We start from the raw sequence: 17,226 nt of genomic DNA on the forward strand, positions 1-17,226 counted from the left end.
TGACGCCCATTCGATACCGGAGACTGACATGACGCTTGTCCAACTTGATCTCGCCGCCGAAGTGAACACCATTCTCAGCGACCTCGGCGTGGCTGCTGACCGCTTCACCGGCGGCACGCTTGCCGTCCGTTCACCGATCACCGGCAAGCAGATCGGCCTCCTTCCGGAAGTCACCGCCGCCGATGCAAAGCAGGCGATCGATGCCGCCCACCACGCCTTCCTGGAATGGCGTCTTGTGCCGGCACCGAAACGCGGAGAGCTCGTCCGGCTGCTCGGCGAGGAACTGCGCGCCGCAAAGACGGCGCTCGGGCGTCTTGTCTCTATCGAAGTCGGCAAGATCACCTCCGAAGGTCTTGGCGAAGTGCAGGAAATGATCGACATCTGCGATTTCGCGGTCGGCCTGTCCCGCCAGCTCTACGGCCTGACCATCGCCACGGAACGCTCCGAGCACCGGATGATGGAGACCTGGCATCCGCTTGGTCCTGTGGGCATCATCTCCGCCTTCAACTTCCCGGTCGCCGTCTGGTCCTGGAATGCGGCGCTTGCCATCGTCTGCGGCAATTCCACCATCTGGAAACCGTCCGAAAAGACGCCACTGACGGCGCTTGCCACCCAGGCCATCTTCGAAAAGGCGCTCTCCCGCTATATCGCCGAGGGCAACAGCGCACCGCAGAACCTCTCGACACTGCTGATCGGCGGCCGCGAGGTCGGCGAAGTGCTGGTGGACCACGAGAAGGTGCCGTTGGTTTCGGCCACCGGTTCCACGGCAATGGGCCGCGCCGTAGGCCCGCGTCTGGCACAGCGTTTTGCCCGCTCCATCCTGGAACTCGGTGGCAATAACGCCGCAATCGTCACCCCGACCGCCGATCTCGACCTGACATTGCGCGGCGTCGCCTTTTCCGCGATGGGAACAGCAGGCCAGCGCTGCACCACGCTGCGCCGGCTCTTCGTGCATGACAGCGTTTACGGCGCGCTCGTGCCCCGTCTGATCAAGGCCTACCAGTCGGTCACGATCGGCTCTCCGCTGCAGGATGGCAATCTCGTCGGCCCGCTGATCGACAAGGGCTCGTTCGAAAAAATGCAGAAGGCGCTGGACCTCGCCAAAGCCGAGGGCGGTAAGGTGACCGGCGGCGAACGCGTTCATGGCGAGGAAGCATCGGACGCCTATTATGTGCGCCCGGCTATCGTGGAAATGCCGGCCCAGGCGGGTCCGGTGAAGGACGAAACCTTCGCGCCCATCCTTTACGTGATGAAGTATTCGGAGTTCGACGAAGCGCTCCATTTGCACAACGACGTGCCGCAGGGCCTCTCCTCCTCCATCTTCACCAATGACATGCGCGAAGCGGAAGCCTTCGTCTCCGACAGGGGTTCCGACTGCGGCATCGCCAATGTCAATCTCGGTCCGTCCGGTGCCGAGATCGGCGGCGCTTTCGGCGGCGAAAAGGAAACGGGCGGCGGCCGCGAATCGGGTTCCGACGCCTGGAAGGCCTATATGCGCCGTGCCACCAACACGCTGAACTATGGCCGCACCTTGCCGCTGGCGCAGGGCGTCAAGTTCGACGTGATCTAAAGTACAGGCGATGACGCCGCTGAACCTCTTGACCGATATCGACGGCGTGGCTGTTGGCCATGCCACCGATCTTGCGCTGGGTTCCGGCGTCACCGCAATCGTCTTCGACCAGCCGGCCACCGCATCCGGCTCCGTGCTTGGCGGCGCGCCGGGCGGTCGCGATACAGCTCTGCTCGACCCGGCCATGACGGTGCAGGCGGTGGATGCCTTCGTTCTCTCCGGCGGATCGGCCTTCGGGCTGGATGCTGCCGGTGGCGTACAGGCTGGGCTTCGCGAGATCGGCCGCGGCTTCGAAGTCGGTCCGGCGCGTGTTCCGATCGTGCCGCAGGCGATCCTCATGGACCTGCTCAATGGCGGCAACAAGGATTGGGGGCGGCACTCGCCTTATCGCGACATGGGCTATGATGCCTTCGCCGCCGCAGGCAAAGGCGCGTTTGCATTGGGCACGGTCGGTGCCGGAACCGGCGCCACCACCGCAACCTTCAAGGGCGGATTGGGGTCTGCCAGCGCGCGGTCCGCTTCAGGCCATACCGTGGCCGCCCTGGTTGCCGCCAATGCGCTGGGCTCGACGACAATCGGCGATGGTCCGCATTTCTGGGCCGCTCCCTTCGAGGAGGATGACGAGTTCGGCGGCTTGGGCATGCCGCCGACTTTCGACACCCAGATGAGGCTCAAGGGGCGGACGATCACATCCACGACCATTGGTGTGCTTGTGACGGATGCGGCGCTAAGCAAGGCGCAGGTGCATCGCCTGTCCATCATGGCGCATGACGGGCTCGCCCGCGCAATCCTGCCAGCGCATCTGCCGCTTGACGGCGACACCCTGTTTTCCGCCTCCACCGGCGCAAGGCCCTTGGATGATCCCGCGGATTTCCTGGACCTGTGCCATCTCGCGACGATCGTGACTGCCCGCGCCGTCGCGCGCGGAGTATATGAGGCAACGGCGCTGCCTGTGCAAAACGCACAGCCCGCATGGCGCGACAAATTTCCTTTGCCGGCTAAATAGATGCCATGGCCGCTTCCATGCGAGTCCAGTCATTTGGGCCGGGAAGGCCGATCCGCAGATCCTCCGGCCGTTCCTCGAACCGACGCGTGAGGATGCCCCGCTCGCCCAGATGGTGGAACAGCGCATCCGCCTTCGCATCGCGGATGAGGCGGAACAGCGACGTTCCGCCGAAGACGGAAATGCCCGCCGCTGCCAGCAGGCTGTCCAGCCTCGTCGCATCGCTTGCCAATCTCACACGCATCGCCTGGCGCCAGGCCTCGTCGGCGAGCGCTTCGCTCGCCACATGTAAAGCCGGACCGGACACGGCCCAGGGACCGAGTCGATCCTCCAGCAATCCCACAAGATCGGGATGCGCCAGTGCAAAACCCAGCCGCAGGCCAGCCATGCCATAGAACTTGCCGAAGGACTTGAGCACGACAAGTCCTCCCTCTTCCACCGCATTGGCAACGCTTTCCGCCTCGGAGACATCATGGAAGGCTTCGTCTACCACCAGCAGCCCGCCTTTGGCGCGCATCTTGGCTGCAAGCGCCCGAAGGTCGCTCTTCGGTACGATGCGGCCGGTCGGATTGTTGGGATTGACGATCACCGCCAGATCCGCCTCTGCCAGTCGGCTGAGATCGTCCGTTTCAGTCACGTCGAGCCCTGCCAGCCGGGCTGCCCGGGCATGTTCGGCATAGGTTGGAGACAAGACGACGGCTCGCCCCCGCTTGGAGGTCAAGCTAGCAATGATCGGCAGCAGGATTTGCGTGCCGGGTCCAGCAGCCACATGTACGGCGGACGGGGCTCCGTAAGCCTGCGCGGCAATCACCTTCAGCTCCTCCGCCAATACCGGCTCCGGCAGTCGCGCAAAGGCATTGCCGGGAATGGGCGAGTACGGATAGGAATAGGGGCTGATGCCGGTGGAAAGATCGATCCAGGGTTCGGGCGCTTTAGGAAACAGCGCACGGGCATGGGAAAGATTGCCGCCGTGCGCGATTGGACTGCCAACGTCATGCCGACCTTCCTCATCTCTTCCTGCCGGGCTCATTACCGCTTATGTTCCTTCTTGCTTTTGCAGCCCTGATCCTCGAGCGCATTGTCGGATATCCGGACTGGCTTTTCCGGCGCATCGGTCACCCCGTGACCTGGATCGGCTGGCTGATAACGCGGATGGATCAGCAGTGGAACAGGGAGACCGACAGTTTTGCCACGCGCAGGCGCTATGGCATTCTGACCCTGATCGTGCTGCTTGGCGCGACGATCACAATCGCCCTGGGGGTGGAATCTGTTCTGCTGTCCATCCCGCTCGCAGGGCCACTCCTGCTGGTCCTTGTTGCGGCCAGCCTGCCGGCGCAGAAAAGCCTGGACAGCCATGTCGATTCCGTCGCGACGGCGCTGGAAACCGGCGGGCTCGAAGCCGGTCGCAAGGCCGTGTCCATGATCGTCGGCCGCGACCCCCAACATCTGGACGAAGCCGCGGTCTGCCGGGCGGCAATCGAAAGCCTGGCCGAAAACTTCTCCGACGGCGTCGTGGCGCCGGCCCTGTGGATGGGTGTCGGCGGCCTTGCCGGCGCCGCCGCATACAAGGCGGTAAACACTGCCGACAGCATGATCGGTCACCGCAATGCCCGCTTCGAAGCATTCGGCTGGGCGTCCGCCCGGTTCGATGACCTCGTCAACCTGCCGGCCTCTCGTCTGACAGCCCTGCTGTTTGCGGTGGCTGCCTTCTTCATCGAAGGCGCTTCGCCCCGAGACGCCATGCGTGCGGTGTTCCAGGATGCCAGGCACCACCGCTCGCCGAATGCTGGCTGGCCGGAAGCCGCCATGGCAGGCGCGCTTGGCATCGCCCTTGCCGGACCGCGCAGCTATGGCGGCCGGATGATCGAAGCACGCTTTATGGGCGAAGGCGGCAATCCGCATTTGACCGTCTGGCATATTCACATTGCCCTGAAGCTTGCGCGGGTGGCCAACGCAATGCTGATCGGCCTGTTCGGATTTCTGGCCCTGGTCATCTGGCTAATCTGAGGAGGCCGTCGAGATCGAGATGCCGTTCCATATGGGCGGCCAGCCGGTCGAGCACCTCGTCCACTCCCGCCTCGTAATCGAATGCCGACGCCCCGCCGCCCAACCGCGTCAGCCAGGCAGAACGCTGCCCGTCGTCCGAAAACAGCCCATGCAGATAAGTGCCAAAGACGCGCCCATTGGCAGAAATGGCACCATCCGGATTGCCACCCGCCATGGAGAAAGGCCGAACGCAGTCGGCGCCTTGAGTGCGGCCCACGTGCATTTCATAGCCGGCGAGCGACATGCCGTCGAAACTCGTACCGCGCACCGCTTCCAGCCGCTTGTCCCCTGTCAGAACCGTCTCCACGTCGAGCAGGCCCAGGCCTTGGACGGAAGCTGGCGCCCCTTCCATGCCGTCGGGATCGCTTATTCGCCTGCCCAGCATCTGGTAGCCACCGCAGAGCCCGAGCACGCTGCCGCCTCGGCGAATATGCGCGGCGATATCCACATCGAAACCGGCTTCCCGGAGCGCGGCAAGATCGGCGATGGTGGCCTTCGAGCCGACCAACAGTACCAGATCGCAGTCCCCGGGAATGGCCTGGCCGCGGCGGACACGAACGACTTCCACTTGCGGTTCCGCTTCCAGCGGATCGAGATCGTCGAAATTGGAAATATGCGGCAGGATCGGCACCGCGATTCTGATCTTCGCCCCTGTCTTACGCGATCCGGCGCCTTCGATCCCCAGCGCATCCTCCGCCGGCAAACGCACAGCATCTGGAAAATGTGGCAGCAGGCCAATGGACTGCCAGCCGGTATGCTCGGCGATCATCCGCATGCCATCGGCGAACAGCGCGGGATCGCCGCGAAACCGGTTGACGATGAAGCCGCCGATCATCGCGGCATCCTCCGGGGCCAGCACCAGTTTCGTGCCGGCAAGGCTCGCGATGACGCCGCCGCGATCGATATCCCCAATCAGCACGACGGGTACGTTCGCAGCGCGGGCAAAGCCCATATTGGCGATATCGTTGCGACGTAGGTTGATCTCGGACGCGCTGCCGGCCCCCTCGACAAGAACGAGGTCGGCCTTAGCCCGCAGCAGGTTGAAGCTCTCCATCACCCTTGGCATCAATTGCGGCTTGAGGTGCTGGTAATCGGCGGCCTTGGCATTGCCCTCCACCTTACCCTGCACCACCACCTGCGCCCCGACATCGCTCTGCGGTTTCAACAGAACCGGGTTCATGTGAACGCTAGTCGGAACGCCTGCCGCCCGCGCCTGCAGAGCCTGCGCACGACCGATTTCGCCGCCATCCGCGGTTATCGCCGCGTTGTTCGACATGTTCTGCGGCTTGAAGGGCATGATTTTCAGGCCACGCAACGTGAAGGCGCGGGCAAGACCTGCAACGACCAGGGACTTGCCCACATCCGAGCCCGTTCCCTGGAACATGAGCGCGCGAGCTGGCATGTCTAGAACTCGATGCCTGCCTGGGCCTTCACCCCGGCCTTGAAGTGGTGCTTGACCAGCGTCATCTCCGTCACCAGATCAGCCGCCTCGATCAGCGCCGGCTTGGCGTTGCGGCCGGTCACGACCACATGCAGGTCCGCTCGGCGGGCCTTAAGCTGCGCGATCACCGTCTCCAGATCGAGATAATCATAACGAAGTGCGATGTTGAGCTCATCGAGGATGAGGAGGGCGATCGTCTCGTCCGCCATCAGCTCCTGGACTTTGGCCCAGGCCTTTTCCGCAGCGGCGATATCCCGCTTCAGGTCCTGCGTTTCCCAGGTGAAGCCCTCGCCCATCGTGTGCCAGACGACGCGATCACCGAAGAGGGCCAGCGCCGGCTGTTCGCCCGTCGACCACGCACCCTTGATGAACTGCACCACGCCGACGCGGCGATTGGTGCCGAGCATCCGCAGCGCGAGACCGAAGGCGGCGGTGGATTTACCCTTGCCGGACCCGGTATGAACCATGAGAAGGCCCTTTTCGAGGACCTTCTCACCCACTTCCGCATCCTGCACAGCCTTGCGGTTCGCCATCTTGGCCCGATGGCGTTCCTCGGCGGCCTGATCGATCGCCTTCACCGGGAGGCCAGCTTTGCCGGTGCGCCGGAAGACACGTCCTCGCCGGCCCGGAATCGTTCGCGTACGACGCCACAAACTGCGCCGAGGAAGGCCCAGAACACAAGATTGGTGGCATAAACCGCGTTGACGAAGCGCGCATAGAGATCCATCGGCACAGCCGTTTCATGGCTCGGCGGCAGCGGCGCGCCAATCAGATGCGGCGCGATCAGCAGCACGATTGCGAGCGCCGCAAGCGCCGCGGACCGCGTATAGGCAAGCAGTCCGAGGCTGACCGCGGTGCTGGCCGCCGTCGCGATCCACCAGACCTGCCGGGGACCGAGCTCCGCGGCCGGCATGCCGGGCAGTTCCGGCGGCAGGCCGAGGCCGGGGGCCAGAATGACCGTCAGGAAGCCCGCGATGCCGAACATCAGGCCACCGCGCCAGCCCTTGAAGCCGCCGAGTGCTTCGGAGCCGGCAATCAGCACCAGGGCAAAGCCAATGGCCGAGAGCATATCCGCAGCCAGCGTGTAGACGAAGCGCTCGGCGCCGTCGGCGGGCTCCCAGGCCTGCGCCTCTTCATCGTGATGATGGCCGGTGGCCGGAGCAGATGCAGTGCCCGCAGCCGCCGCGTCATGATCGTGGCTATGAGCCGGTGCGGCCTCCGCCTTCTCATAGACTTCGGCCTGCGCGATCAGCGGTATCGTGGAGAAACTTTGCATCAGGGTGAGCAGCAATCCGGACAATAGCCCGGCGATCACCGCCGTGAAGACGATGTTGCGAAACAACGACATGGAAGACTTCCTCTTAGTGGCAGGGAAACGCGAGAGAATGGCGCGTATCGTGGGCGGCGTTGTGAACGACTTCCAGATGGGAGAAGCCGACAAAGCCGACGATGAACAGGCCGAGAATGGCGCTCATGCCGAGGGGAATGACCTTGGAGGTCGTGACGCTGACTGTAGCTGCTGCAGATTTCGTAACCATTGGTCGTCCTTCCGCCCTCCACCCGAGGGCTGTTCGAGTATCCGTGCCTATGACAGGTCTCCTGGCTCGCGGATCAGATGCCTTCATCCGCCTTCCCAGATTTCTCCAGTGGCTTGGCAGTCAAGCGACTGCTTTGGACGAAGACTTTCCGCTTACAGTTGCGGGGGCAGCCGCGGGTTTGACGGGAAGAACCGTCGCACCGCATTCCCTCGAAAGCCCTTTCAGGCACCATAGGCTGGGTCACTATAGACAAAATCGCCGCACGGGCAATCGCCTTTGCGACATTGACAGTTCGCCGCCCCAGGGCTTAGTTGAATGTAACGGTCCCCTTCCGGCAACGGAGGGGGCTAAGAGAGAATGCGGTGCGGGCCTAGATCAGCCCAATGCCGCGGCTGCCCCCGCAACTGTAGGCGGTGAGCCGTATGCCGAGATGCCACTGGAGACATCCGGGAAGGCAGGCATGGGGCGACGACCCGTAAGCCAGGAGACCTGCCGTACAACACAAAGCTTTGCCGGGCGGGGTGCTCCGGAAGGGCCGTTCATCCACTGCAGAGGCCCGTTCCGCCTTCTGTGCCGCACCCCCATAAGACGATATGCGGTTATGCGGCCTGATGATGAGTGACGATTCAAACGATATCCGTGACAGGGCCGATGTGACGATCTTCGTCTGCACGAACTGCCGTGACGAAGGTGATTCGACGGTGCGTCCTGGGATCGCAATGATCGAAGCGCTCAAGCTGGCGTCGGCCGGCAAGCCGATTGCAATCAAGCCGGTATCCTGTCTCGCCAACTGCGAAAAAAGCCCCAGCGCCGCCTTCAATCACCGCTCCGGCTGGTCCTATGTCTTTGGCCATCTGTCACTGGACAATGTCGATGACATCGTCACCGGTGCCATGATGCTGGCCGAGGACCAACGCGGCTTCCTTCCCCTTCGCGGCCGTCCCGCCTGCCTGCGCGGCAAGGGCATGACGGCGCGCATTCCACCTTTTCACCATCACGAGGACATGCCTTCATGAGCGTCGATTTCGCACCGGCTACCGATTTTGGCCGCGTCCCCTGCACCGTCGTCACCGGCTTTCTAGGTGCCGGCAAGACGACGCTGATCCGCAACCTGATCGAGAACCTGAAAGGCAAGCGGCTGGCGATCATCGTCAACGAATTCGGCGATGTCGGCATCGACGGCGACGTGCTGAAGGGCTGCGGCATTGAAAGCTGCCCGGAAGACAACATCATCGAGCTTGCCAATGGCTGCATCTGCTGCACCGTGGCCGATGACTTCGTACCCGCTATCGACCGGATCCTCGCCATAGAGCCGCGGGTCGATCACATCCTGATCGAGACTTCGGGCCTTGCCCTGCCGAAGCCGCTGGTCCAGGCCTTTCAGTGGCCGGATGTGAAGGCTCGCGTGACGGTGGACGGTGTGATCGCAGTTGTGGACGGCCTTGCGCTGTCAGAGGGTCGTGTTGCCGACGACCACGACGCGCTGGATGCCCAGCGCCAGGCGGACGGCTCCATCGATCACGACGATCCGGTCGAAGAGGTCTTCGAGGATCAGGTCGCCTGCGCGGACATGATCGTGCTCACCAAGACCGATCTTCTGGACCAGGCGGGGCTTGCTGCCGCCAAGGGACGCATACAGGCACATCTGCCGCGGGCGGTGAAGATCGTGCCCGCCGCCAATGGTGTCGTGGATCCGGCAGTCCTGATCGGCCTGGGGCTTGCCGTGGAAGACGACATCGAGAACCGCAAGACGCATCACGACGACGAAGAGGACCATGATCACGATGAGTTCGACAGCTTCGTGGTCGATCTGGCGGCCGTTAGTAATGCGGACGAACTGGCTGCGCGCATCTCGGCCACCGCCGAAGCACAGAACGTGCTGCGCATAAAAGGCTTTGTCGAAGTCGCGGATAAGCCGATGCGCCTGCAGGTGCAGGCAGTAGGATCTCGCGTGAACCATTATTTCGACCGCGCCTGGGCGCCCGGAGAAACCCGGCAAAGCCGCCTCGTCGTGATCGGTGAGAAGGGCATTGACCGCGCTGCGATCGAGAGGATGCTGGCCGCATAGGCCACAAGGAAATATGCACATACTTGCCACCACATCGTCGTCTCTGGACGACCTGATCGAGCCGGTAGACCTTGACCAGTCTCCGGCCGATGTGGTGGTGTTATCTTTTTCCGCCAGCGACCTGAACGGTATCGCGGCAGCCTGGGGTAAAGCGGACCTGAGCCTCTGCCTCACCAATCTTTCGGACCTGCGCCACCCCATGTCGGTGGATCTCTGGATCGAGAAGACGGCGGCGCAGGCCAAGGTGATCCTGGTCCGCATTCTCGGCGGTTACGACCGCTGGGCCTATGGCGTAGAGCAGCTTGCCAGAATGGTGCGACACAGGAAAATCGCCCTGGCCATGCTCCCCGGCGAATGCAGCATCAGCGACGAGCGATTGGCTGCAGCCTCCACCCTGTCCCGCGAGACTCTGGACGGTCTGCTCGGCTGCTTTCGCGAGGGCGGCCCGGACAATCTACGCCTTTTGGCGCGCCAGCTTGCCGGAATTGCCGGTGGCGACACGACGCCCCTGCCGCAGGCCGCGCCCATGCCTAAATCGGGCTTCTATCGCCCGGGCCATGGCATCGTTGCGCTGGACAGCCTCCTGTCAAATGTTCCTGCCGAAACATCCTGCCTACCCATCCTGTTCTATCGGTCTCTGCTTCTGGCCAATGACGCGGCACCCATCGATGAGCTGTTTTATGCGATGACGGAACGGGGCTTTGCACCGGTTCCAATCTTCGTCAGCAGCCTGAAGGACGCTCCAGCCATTGCGCTTGTCGAAGAAACGACCCGGCAGCTCAGCGCGCCGGCGATCATCGCAACGACAGCCTTCGGCAGCGCTGTTGATGATGCAGGCGACACACTCTTCGATCGCACCGGCGTGCCGGTGTTCCAGATCGTTATAGCCACAACCAGGCGCGAAGGCTGGGCGGAGGGCCGGCGCGGTCTCAATCCTTCCGACCTTGCCATGCACGTCGTCCTGCCGGAACTGGACGGACGCATATTGGGCGGCGCGATCTCCTTCAAGTCGGGTGATCAATCCGCTGCCCTTGTCAACCGGCCGGAGGCAGACCGGGTCGAACAGGCGGCGGAACGGGTTGCGGCTTTCCTGCGGCTGAAGGCGACACCACGCGCCGAGCGCCGGATCGTCATCCTGCTACCCGATTATCCCGGCGCACCGGGTCGCACCGGCTACGCCGTGGGGCTGGACGTTCCCCAAAGCGTTCTCTCCATGCTCAGGGAGCTGTCGATAGCCGGCTATAGCATTGAAGCTATTCCGCAGACGCCCAGAGAACTTCTAGACCGCCTTGCAAGGCACGCCTGCCTACCTCTTTCCGGCTATACGGCGCCTGCCGGCATAGACGAAGCCTGGGGTCCGGCCGGGGACGACGATGACGCAGAAAACGACGTCTTTCACTTCCGCGCAGGGCATTTCGGCAATGTGACGGTCGCGCTTGCCCCGGATCGTGGCCGCAATGCCGACCGCCGCGCCGATTACCACAGCCCGGATCTGCCGCCGCGCCACGCGCTGGCAGCTTTCGGTCAATGGATGCACCGAACAATTGGAGCGCATGCAATCGTCCATGTCGGGGCACACGGAACCCTGGAATGGCTGCCGGGAAAGACTGTGGCGCTGTCGAAGGACTGCTTCCCGGAAATCGTCACCGGTTGCCTGCCGGTCATCTATCCCTTCATCGTCTCCAATCCCGGCGAAGCGGCCGTCGCCAAGCGGCGCATTTCTGCGGTGACTATCGGCCACCTGCCGCCTGTCCTGGTGGGTGCAGGCCTGTCCGACGATCAGAAGAAGCTGGAACTGCTGGTCGATGAGTATGCGCAGGCCGACGGGCTGGATCGCCGGCGCCGCGACCGGCTGGCAAAGCTCATTGTCGAAACGGCTCGCGATACGGAGTTAGCATCGGAGGCGGGCATTTCCACGCAAGACGATCCCGATACGGCGCTAGCGCGCATCGACGCTTTCCTCTGCGACCTCAAGGATTTCGCCATCAAGGACGGGCAACATGTGTTCGGCGAGATCGCTGAAGGCGATGACGATCCGCTGCGCGTCGCAAGCGCAGAGACCGAGAGACGCGCCCTGCTCGACGCGCTCGACGGACACCACATCAGGCCCGGCCCCTCCGGTGCGCCCGCCCGCGGACGCCGCGACGTCATGCCGACCGGGCGCAATCTCTTCGCCAGCGACCCGCGAAGCCTGCCGACGCCGACCGCCTACGAGCTTGGCCGGAAAGCCGCCGATGAAATCCTCCGCCGCTATCTGCAGGATCACGGCGACTGGCCGAAAAGCCTTGTCTTCGATCTCTGGGGCAGCGCCTCGCTTCGCAGCGGCGGTGAGGAAGTGGCGCAGGTTTTGGCGCTGATAGGCGCAAGGCCCATTCAGGACATGGCGACGGGCCGCGTCACCGGCGTCGAGGTCTTGGCTCCGGCCACGCTTGGACGCCCGCGCATCGACGTGACATTGAGGATCTCCGGCCTCTTCCGCGACATGTTCCCGGCGCTGATCGCGCTCCTCGACGCCGCCATGCGCGCCATTGCCGCGCGCGAGGAAGCAGCCGGAGACAATCCACTGGCCGAGCAGGCACGCGACCTCGGCCATGTGCCTGCCCGCATCTTCGGGTCTGCACCGGGCACCTATGGCTCCGGCATAGAGGATAAGCTTGCCGATGGTAGCTGGGGGGAACGCGAGGAACTCGGCCGTCTTTATCTGAATGCGACAAGCCATGCCTTCGGCGGCGCTGACGGCGAGGCGAGCCATCTTCCCGGCGCCTTTGCCGATCGGGTCGGCGACGCGGATCTCCTCGTCCACACCGGCGACGACCCCGGTCGCGACCTGCTGGATGGTTCGGCCGATGTGGGCTTCATCGGCGGCTTTTCGGCGGCACTTGCAGCACTTGGCGGCAAGGCGGACCTGATCGCGCTCGACACGACCGATCCGCAAAAGCCGAAGGCGCGTTCCATTTCGGAAGCCGTGACCCGTGTCGTGCGGGCCAGAGCGGTCAATCCGCGTTTTATCGCGGGCCAGATGCGCCATGGGCCGCGCGGCGCAGCCGAACTGGTGGAGGCGGTCGATCGGCTGATTGGCTTTGCCGAGACCACCCATACGATTCCTCAATCGCTGATCGAAGCCACCTACGATGCCTATCTTGGCAACGAGGCAGTGCGCGACTTCCTGCTGTCACAGAACCCGGAGGGCGCGCGCTATATGGGCGAGCGCTTCCGCTCCGCGCTCCGCCGAGGGCTTTGGCACCCGCGCCGCAACGCCATCCATGCCGAGCTGGAAATGCTCGGGAAGGAGGCCGCATGACGACCCGCTCCATCGGACGCGTTTTGCCTGCCCCTTCCGTCGAAGGCATGCGCCGGGGTGCCTGCCCTGCCCTCTCCGAACCGATGATGACCGGCGACGGACTGCTCGCCCGCATAGCCCTGACGGATGCCGTAACGCCACTCCAACTGGCGGAAATATGCCGGCTGGCACTGAAGCACGGCAACGGGATGGTGGACATTTCCGCCCGCGGCAATCTTCAGGTCCGCGGCCTGATGAACGTGACCGCGCCCTTGCTGGAAGCGGATGTCCGGGCGCTGAACCTGCCCTTGCGCGACGGCCTTGCCGTCGAGGTGCCGCCTTTTGCCGGGCTGGACGAAACAGAGATTGCCGATCCGCGGCCGCTCGCCGAAGCGATCCGTCATGGCGTGAAGCCGATTGCGGGCCTTGCCCCGAAAATGTCCGTCGTCGTCGATGGCCATGGTCGCCTACGCTTGTCCGAGCTTCTCGCCGACATAAGGCTTGTTCCCGACGACTTGGCCGGATGGTGGAAAATCCTCTTGGGTGGCACAGAGCGGTCCGGTTTTGTGCTGGGCAGCCTCCCTGCACGACAGGCGGTTTTAGAGACCCTTGTCGTGCTGCGCCGACTTGGCAGCCTGGGGCCGACCGTGCGCGGGCGGGATCTGACAGACGGCCTGGCCACGAACGGGCTGGAACCGCCGCCCATATCGCCTTTCGGCTTCTTAGATGTTTCGGAAGATCTGTTCGCGGCCGGCATCGGCCCAGCCTTCAGCCAAGTCAGGGCGGAGCAAATGATCGCGCTGTGCCAGGAAGCTGTACGGAACGGCATCCCGTCCGTCAGGCCTTCGCTCGACCATTCGCTGCTCTTCCTCGGCTCGGAGCACGGCTGCCGGGCCCTGCTGGAATTTGCCGCCGGCCGCGGCTTCATCACGGCTCCTCAGGATCCGCGCAGTCATATCGCCGCCTGCCCCGGCAGCCCGGCCTGCCGCTCCGGAATGATCGAGACCCATGCAATCGCCGAAACAACAGCCGCTGACTGCGCCGGCCTGCTGGACGGCTCGTTCAAGCTTCACGTTTCCGGCTGCCCCAAGGGCTGCGCTCACCCGCAGTCCTCTGCGCTGGCCCTCTGCGGCACAGTCGATAGCATCTCGCTCGTCACCCAGGGAAAAGCCGGCGACGCGCCCTTTGCTTCCATTACGTTTGCCGATACCAACGCCATGCTTCGCCGCCTTTCCGATCTTGTAACATCGGAAAAACGCGCGGGCGAAACCTCTGCTGCCTGCATAGCCCGGCTCGGGCCGACTCGGCTGGCAGCCGCTACAGGACAATCATGACCGCTTACGACTACATCCATGACGGCGACTCCATCTACCGGAAATCTTTCGCCATCATCCGCGAGGAGGCAGACCTGTCGTCCTTCTCCGATGAGCAGGCCGACCTCGCCATCCGCATGATCCATGCTTGCGGCCTTGTGAAGGCGGCACAGCATTTCCGCTTTTCAAAGGATTTCGTTGCCAAGGCGCGTGGCGCGCTGCATGCCGGCAAGCCGATCTATTGCGATGCCCAGATGGTGGCGCACGGCGTGACCCATGCACGGCTGCCGACAGCCAACAAGGTCATCTGCACCCTTCGCGACAGCCGCACATTCGAGCTGGCAAAGACGATCGGCAACACGCGCTCCGCCGCAGCACTCGATCTGTGGGACGAAATGGAGGGCTCTCTGGTGGCAATCGGCAATGCACCGACAGCTCTCTTTCGCCTTCTGGAAATGCTTGATGCAGGAGCGCCGCGGCCGGCTGCAATCATCGGCATGCCCGTCGGGTTCGTGGGCGCTGCCGAATCCAAGGAAGCGCTGATGGAATCTGCGCATGGCATTCCCTATGCGGTGGTATGCGGCCGCATGGGCGGCTCGGCCATGACGGCAGCATGCATCAACGCGGTGGCGAGGGCGGGGCTTTGAACACGTCGATCGTCAAGGGCAAGCTCATGGGCGTCGGCACGGGACCGGGCGATCCGGAACTGCTGACGCTGAAGGCCGTGCGCGCCGTCCAGGAGGCGGACGTCATCGCCTTCTTCTGCAAGAAAGGCTCCCGCGGCAACGGCCGCACCATAGTCGAGGCGCATGTCAGACCAGGGACGGCGGAACTGCCGCTGGTCTATCCGGTGACGGTGGAGATGCAGAAGGACGAGCCGGACTACAAGGGTCCGATCGCGGACTTCTTCGACCGTTCGGCCGACGAGATCGCTGCACATCTCGACGCAGGCAGGAATGTCGCCGTGCTGAGCGAGGGCGATCCCCTCTTCTACGGCTCATACATGCACCTGCATGTGCGCCTCGCCAACCGCTACCAGGCCGAAGTCATTGCCGGCGTCACCGCCATGTCCGGTTGCTGGTCGATGACCGGCCTGCCGCTGGTGCAAGGCGACGATATATTAAGTGTCCTGCCCGGCACGCTGCCGGAGGACAAGCTCGTCGAGCGGCTGTCAAACACAGACGGTGCCGTCATCATGAAGGTCGGCCGCAACCTGCCGAAGATCCGCCGTGCGCTTACAGCCGTCGGCAAACTGTCAGGCGCGCTCTACGTGGAGCGTGGCACCATGGCGAATGGCGCCGCGCTGAAGCTGGAGGAGCGCGACGAAAGCCCGGCACCCTACTTCTCTCTCGTGCTTGTTCCCGGCTGGAAAACACGGCCGCCTGAGATCGATGCGGACAGGCCGGCGCTTGGAAAACAGGTCGAGCCGACTGAACTGGAACTTGGGAAATGACCGGGTCGCTGACCGTCGTCGGCCTTGGCCCCGGCAATCCCGACCAGATAACGCCCGAGGCGATGGCCGCAGTTACGGCTGCAGAGGACTTCTTCGGCTATTTCCCGTATATAGACCGGCTTAACCTCAGGCCGGACCAGCGCCGCCATGCCTCCGACAACCGTGAGGAACTGGCGCGCGCCAGAGCGGCATTGGACATGGCTGCAAAAGGCGGCAAGGTCTGCGTCGTCTCCGGCGGCGATCCTGGCATCTTCGCCATGGCTGCGGCCGTGTGCGAGGCGATCGATGAAGGCCCGGCAGAATGGCGCGATATCGAGCTCTCGGTGGTTCCGGGCGTGACGGCCATGCTGGCCGTCGCCGCCAAAGCGGGCGCGCCTCTCGGCCATGATTTCTGCGCCATTTCCCTTTCCAATAATCTGAAGCCGTGGGCTGTGATCGAAAAACGGCTGGTGGCCGCTGCCGAAGCCGGTTTCGTCATGGCTTTCTACAACCCGATCAGCAAGGCGCGGCCGCATCAGCTGGGCGAAGCATTCGACCTGCTGCGCAAGCACCTGCCAGCTACGGTGCCGGTGATTTTTGGCCGCGCGGCCGGACGTCCCGATGAGTCGATCCGGGTGGTTCTCCTGGCCGAAGCGCAGGGAGACATGGCCGATATGGCGACCTGCGTCATTGTCGGAACCGCGGAAACCCGCCTGGTGGAACATCCCGGCCAGCGGCCGATCGTCTATTCGCCGCGCTCCTTCAAGGGCGACTCATGATGGAGCCAATCGTCAAGCTCAAGGTCGAGCATAACGAGCAGATCATCGACAGTCTCGGCAGAGTGCACCTCGGGCAGAGCCGGTCGGCTGATCAGCACCACCTCGATGCCGAGCGCGCGGGCGGCGGCGATCTTGCCATAGCTCGCCGGCCCGCCGCTGTTCTTTGCGACGATGACCTCGATGCCGTACTCCTGCAGCAGCCGGCTTTCGTCAGCTTCGGCAAATGGACCGCGCGCCGTCAGGTATATGGCATGCGGCACTTCGAGCGGCGGGAAGACGGGATCGACGCTGCGGATCAGGTAATGATGATGCGGCGCGGCCTCGAAAGGCAGCAATTCCTGCCGCCCGAGCGTCAGGAAGACATTCCGAGGATACGGACCCACAGCTGTAACCGCCTCTGCAACGTTATCCACTTCGGTCCAGCGGTCCCCCTCCTGCCGTACCCATGGGCGACGGCGCAGCGCCAGCAGCGGAACGCCAGCAGCCCTCGCTGCCTCGGCGGCATTGCGCGACATCTGCGCCGCATAGGGGTGGGTGGCGTCGATCAGCAGCGAGATTGCCTTCTTCTTGAGATAACGTGCCAGTCCTTCGACGCCACCAAAGCCCCCTACGCGAACGGGCACGGGCTGCTCGGCCGGCGCCTTCGTACGGCCGGCAAGCGAAAGCTCCGTCGCGAAGCGGGTATCGTCGGCCAGCCGTCCCGCCAGAACGCGGGCCTCGGCCGTACCGCCCAGAATGAGAATGGAGTGTTTCACA

16 protein-coding genes and 2 riboswitches are annotated in these 17,226 nt (G+C 63.8%); of the genes, 10 read left to right on the forward strand and 6 right to left on the reverse strand.

The window, feature by feature from the left end; all coding sequences use genetic code 11:
* Positions 1-28: 28 nt before the first annotated feature.
* Positions 29-1,570 carry an L-piperidine-6-carboxylate dehydrogenase gene (amaB, locus tag EPK99_RS23810; RefSeq protein ID WP_128445588.1) on the forward strand — a complete coding sequence of 514 codons (1,542 nt, stop codon included), beginning with the start codon at positions 29-31 and terminating at the stop codon, positions 1,568-1,570.
* A 10-nt stretch (positions 1,571-1,580) separates the two neighbouring features.
* Positions 1,581-2,576, forward strand: a complete 996-nt coding sequence (locus tag EPK99_RS23815) for a P1 family peptidase (RefSeq protein ID WP_128445589.1) — start codon at positions 1,581-1,583, stop codon at positions 2,574-2,576.
* On the opposite strand, the gene cobD is transcribed toward EPK99_RS23815, so the two are convergent.
* The gene (gene cobD / locus EPK99_RS23820) at positions 2,569-3,603 is read right to left on the reverse strand and encodes a threonine-phosphate decarboxylase CobD (protein WP_128445590.1); all 1,035 of its coding nucleotides are present in this window, start codon (positions 3,601-3,603) and stop codon (positions 2,569-2,571) included. The genes EPK99_RS23815 and cobD overlap by 8 nt on opposite strands.
* An 8-nt stretch (positions 3,604-3,611) precedes the next feature.
* Here cobD and cbiB point away from each other — a divergent pair, with 8 nt between their 5' ends.
* Entirely contained in the window at positions 3,612-4,580 is a 969-nt protein-coding gene (cbiB, locus tag EPK99_RS23825; RefSeq protein WP_128445591.1) for an adenosylcobinamide-phosphate synthase CbiB, read from the forward strand.
* Here the strand turns inward: cbiB and EPK99_RS23830 are convergent.
* Genes EPK99_RS23830 through EPK99_RS23845 form a run of 4 tightly spaced genes read right to left on the reverse strand, consistent with a single transcriptional unit; the run spans position 4,564 to position 7,598 of the window.
* The gene (locus EPK99_RS23830) at positions 4,564-6,021 is read right to left on the reverse strand and encodes a cobyric acid synthase (protein ID WP_128445592.1); all 1,458 of its coding nucleotides are present in this window, start codon (positions 6,019-6,021) and stop codon (positions 4,564-4,566) included. The genes cbiB and EPK99_RS23830 overlap by 17 nt on opposite strands.
* Before the next feature lie 2 nt (positions 6,022-6,023).
* Entirely contained in the window at positions 6,024-6,638 is a 615-nt protein-coding gene (gene cobO / locus EPK99_RS23835; RefSeq protein ID WP_128445593.1) for a cob(I)yrinic acid a,c-diamide adenosyltransferase, read from the reverse strand.
* Positions 6,635-7,408, reverse strand: coding sequence for a CbtA family protein (locus EPK99_RS23840; protein ID WP_128445594.1), 774 nt, complete (start codon positions 7,406-7,408; stop codon positions 6,635-6,637). The genes cobO and EPK99_RS23840 overlap by 4 nt, the downstream gene beginning before the upstream one ends.
* A gap of 13 nt (positions 7,409-7,421) precedes the next feature.
* Positions 7,422-7,598 carry a CbtB domain-containing protein gene (locus EPK99_RS23845; protein ID WP_128445595.1) on the reverse strand — a complete coding sequence of 59 codons (177 nt, stop codon included), beginning with the start codon at positions 7,596-7,598 and terminating at the stop codon, positions 7,422-7,424.
* Between the two features lie 34 nt (positions 7,599-7,632).
* Positions 7,633-7,846, reverse strand: a riboswitch (cobalamin riboswitch).
* A gap of 56 nt (positions 7,847-7,902) precedes the next feature.
* Positions 7,903-8,109: riboswitch (cobalamin riboswitch) on the forward strand.
* Positions 8,110-8,212: 103 nt separating this feature from the next.
* Between EPK99_RS23845 and EPK99_RS23850 the strand changes: the two genes are divergently transcribed.
* From EPK99_RS23850 to EPK99_RS23880, 7 genes are read left to right on the forward strand one after another with little or no spacing between them, the layout of a single operon-like run.
* Positions 8,213-8,614, forward strand: a complete 402-nt coding sequence (locus EPK99_RS23850) for a DUF1636 family protein (RefSeq protein ID WP_164901877.1) — start codon at positions 8,213-8,215, stop codon at positions 8,612-8,614.
* Complete coding sequence (gene cobW / locus EPK99_RS23855; RefSeq protein ID WP_128445597.1) at positions 8,611-9,666, forward strand: cobalamin biosynthesis protein CobW; 1,056 nt, start codon at positions 8,611-8,613, stop codon at positions 9,664-9,666. The genes EPK99_RS23850 and cobW overlap by 4 nt, the downstream gene beginning before the upstream one ends.
* Positions 9,667-9,679: 13 nt before the next feature.
* Complete coding sequence (cobN, locus tag EPK99_RS23860) at positions 9,680-12,967, forward strand: cobaltochelatase subunit CobN (protein WP_128445598.1); 3,288 nt, start codon at positions 9,680-9,682, stop codon at positions 12,965-12,967.
* Positions 12,964-14,280 carry a precorrin-3B synthase gene (cobG, locus tag EPK99_RS23865; RefSeq protein WP_128445599.1) on the forward strand — a complete coding sequence of 439 codons (1,317 nt, stop codon included), beginning with the start codon at positions 12,964-12,966 and terminating at the stop codon, positions 14,278-14,280. The genes cobN and cobG overlap by 4 nt, the downstream gene beginning before the upstream one ends.
* Positions 14,277-14,906, forward strand: coding sequence for a precorrin-8X methylmutase (locus EPK99_RS23870; protein WP_128445600.1), 630 nt, complete (start codon positions 14,277-14,279; stop codon positions 14,904-14,906). The genes cobG and EPK99_RS23870 overlap by 4 nt, the downstream gene beginning before the upstream one ends.
* Positions 14,873-15,712 (forward strand): precorrin-2 C(20)-methyltransferase, encoded by an 840-nt coding sequence (locus EPK99_RS23875; RefSeq protein WP_128445601.1) that lies wholly within the window; start codon positions 14,873-14,875, stop codon positions 15,710-15,712. Before EPK99_RS23870 ends, EPK99_RS23875 begins: the two co-directional genes overlap by 34 nt.
* Positions 15,709-16,470 (forward strand): precorrin-3B C(17)-methyltransferase, encoded by a 762-nt coding sequence (locus EPK99_RS23880; protein WP_128445602.1) that lies wholly within the window; start codon positions 15,709-15,711, stop codon positions 16,468-16,470. Before EPK99_RS23875 ends, EPK99_RS23880 begins: the two co-directional genes overlap by 4 nt.
* Here the strand turns inward: EPK99_RS23880 and EPK99_RS23885 are convergent.
* Positions 16,437-17,225 carry a cobalt-precorrin-6A reductase gene (locus EPK99_RS23885; protein WP_128445603.1) on the reverse strand — a complete coding sequence of 263 codons (789 nt, stop codon included), beginning with the start codon at positions 17,223-17,225 and terminating at the stop codon, positions 16,437-16,439. The genes EPK99_RS23880 and EPK99_RS23885 overlap by 34 nt on opposite strands.
* Position 17,226: the final 1 nt, after the last annotated feature.

It is taken from the genome of Neorhizobium lilium, from assembly GCF_004053875.1.
Lineage (GTDB): Bacteria > Pseudomonadota > Alphaproteobacteria > Rhizobiales > Rhizobiaceae > Neorhizobium > Neorhizobium lilii.

Coding starts and splice junctions, on each gene's coding strand:
- amaB (WP_128445588.1), top strand. CDS start 29: ATGACGCTTGTCCAACTTGATCTCGCCGCCGAAGTGAACACCATTCTC.
- EPK99_RS23815 (WP_128445589.1), top strand. CDS start 1,581: ATGACGCCGCTGAACCTCTTGACCGATATCGACGGCGTGGCTGTTGGC.
- EPK99_RS23845 (WP_128445595.1), bottom strand. CDS start 7,598: ATGGTTACGAAATCTGCAGCAGCTACAGTCAGCGTCACGACCTCCAAG.
- cobN (WP_128445598.1), top strand. CDS start 9,680: ATGCACATACTTGCCACCACATCGTCGTCTCTGGACGACCTGATCGAG.
- cobD (WP_128445590.1), bottom strand. CDS start 3,603: ATGAGCCCGGCAGGAAGAGATGAGGAAGGTCGGCATGACGTTGGCAGT.
- EPK99_RS23880 (WP_128445602.1), top strand. CDS start 15,709: ATGACCGGGTCGCTGACCGTCGTCGGCCTTGGCCCCGGCAATCCCGAC.
- cbiB (WP_128445591.1), top strand. CDS start 3,612: ATGTTCCTTCTTGCTTTTGCAGCCCTGATCCTCGAGCGCATTGTCGGA.
- cobW (WP_128445597.1), top strand. CDS start 8,611: ATGAGCGTCGATTTCGCACCGGCTACCGATTTTGGCCGCGTCCCCTGC.
- EPK99_RS23875 (WP_128445601.1), top strand. CDS start 14,873: ATGCATCAACGCGGTGGCGAGGGCGGGGCTTTGAACACGTCGATCGTC.
- cobG (WP_128445599.1), top strand. CDS start 12,964: ATGACGACCCGCTCCATCGGACGCGTTTTGCCTGCCCCTTCCGTCGAA.
- EPK99_RS23850 (WP_164901877.1), top strand. CDS start 8,213: ATGAGTGACGATTCAAACGATATCCGTGACAGGGCCGATGTGACGATC.
- EPK99_RS23840 (WP_128445594.1), bottom strand. CDS start 7,408: ATGTCGTTGTTTCGCAACATCGTCTTCACGGCGGTGATCGCCGGGCTA.
- EPK99_RS23870 (WP_128445600.1), top strand. CDS start 14,277: ATGACCGCTTACGACTACATCCATGACGGCGACTCCATCTACCGGAAA.
- EPK99_RS23830 (WP_128445592.1), bottom strand. CDS start 6,021: ATGCCAGCTCGCGCGCTCATGTTCCAGGGAACGGGCTCGGATGTGGGC.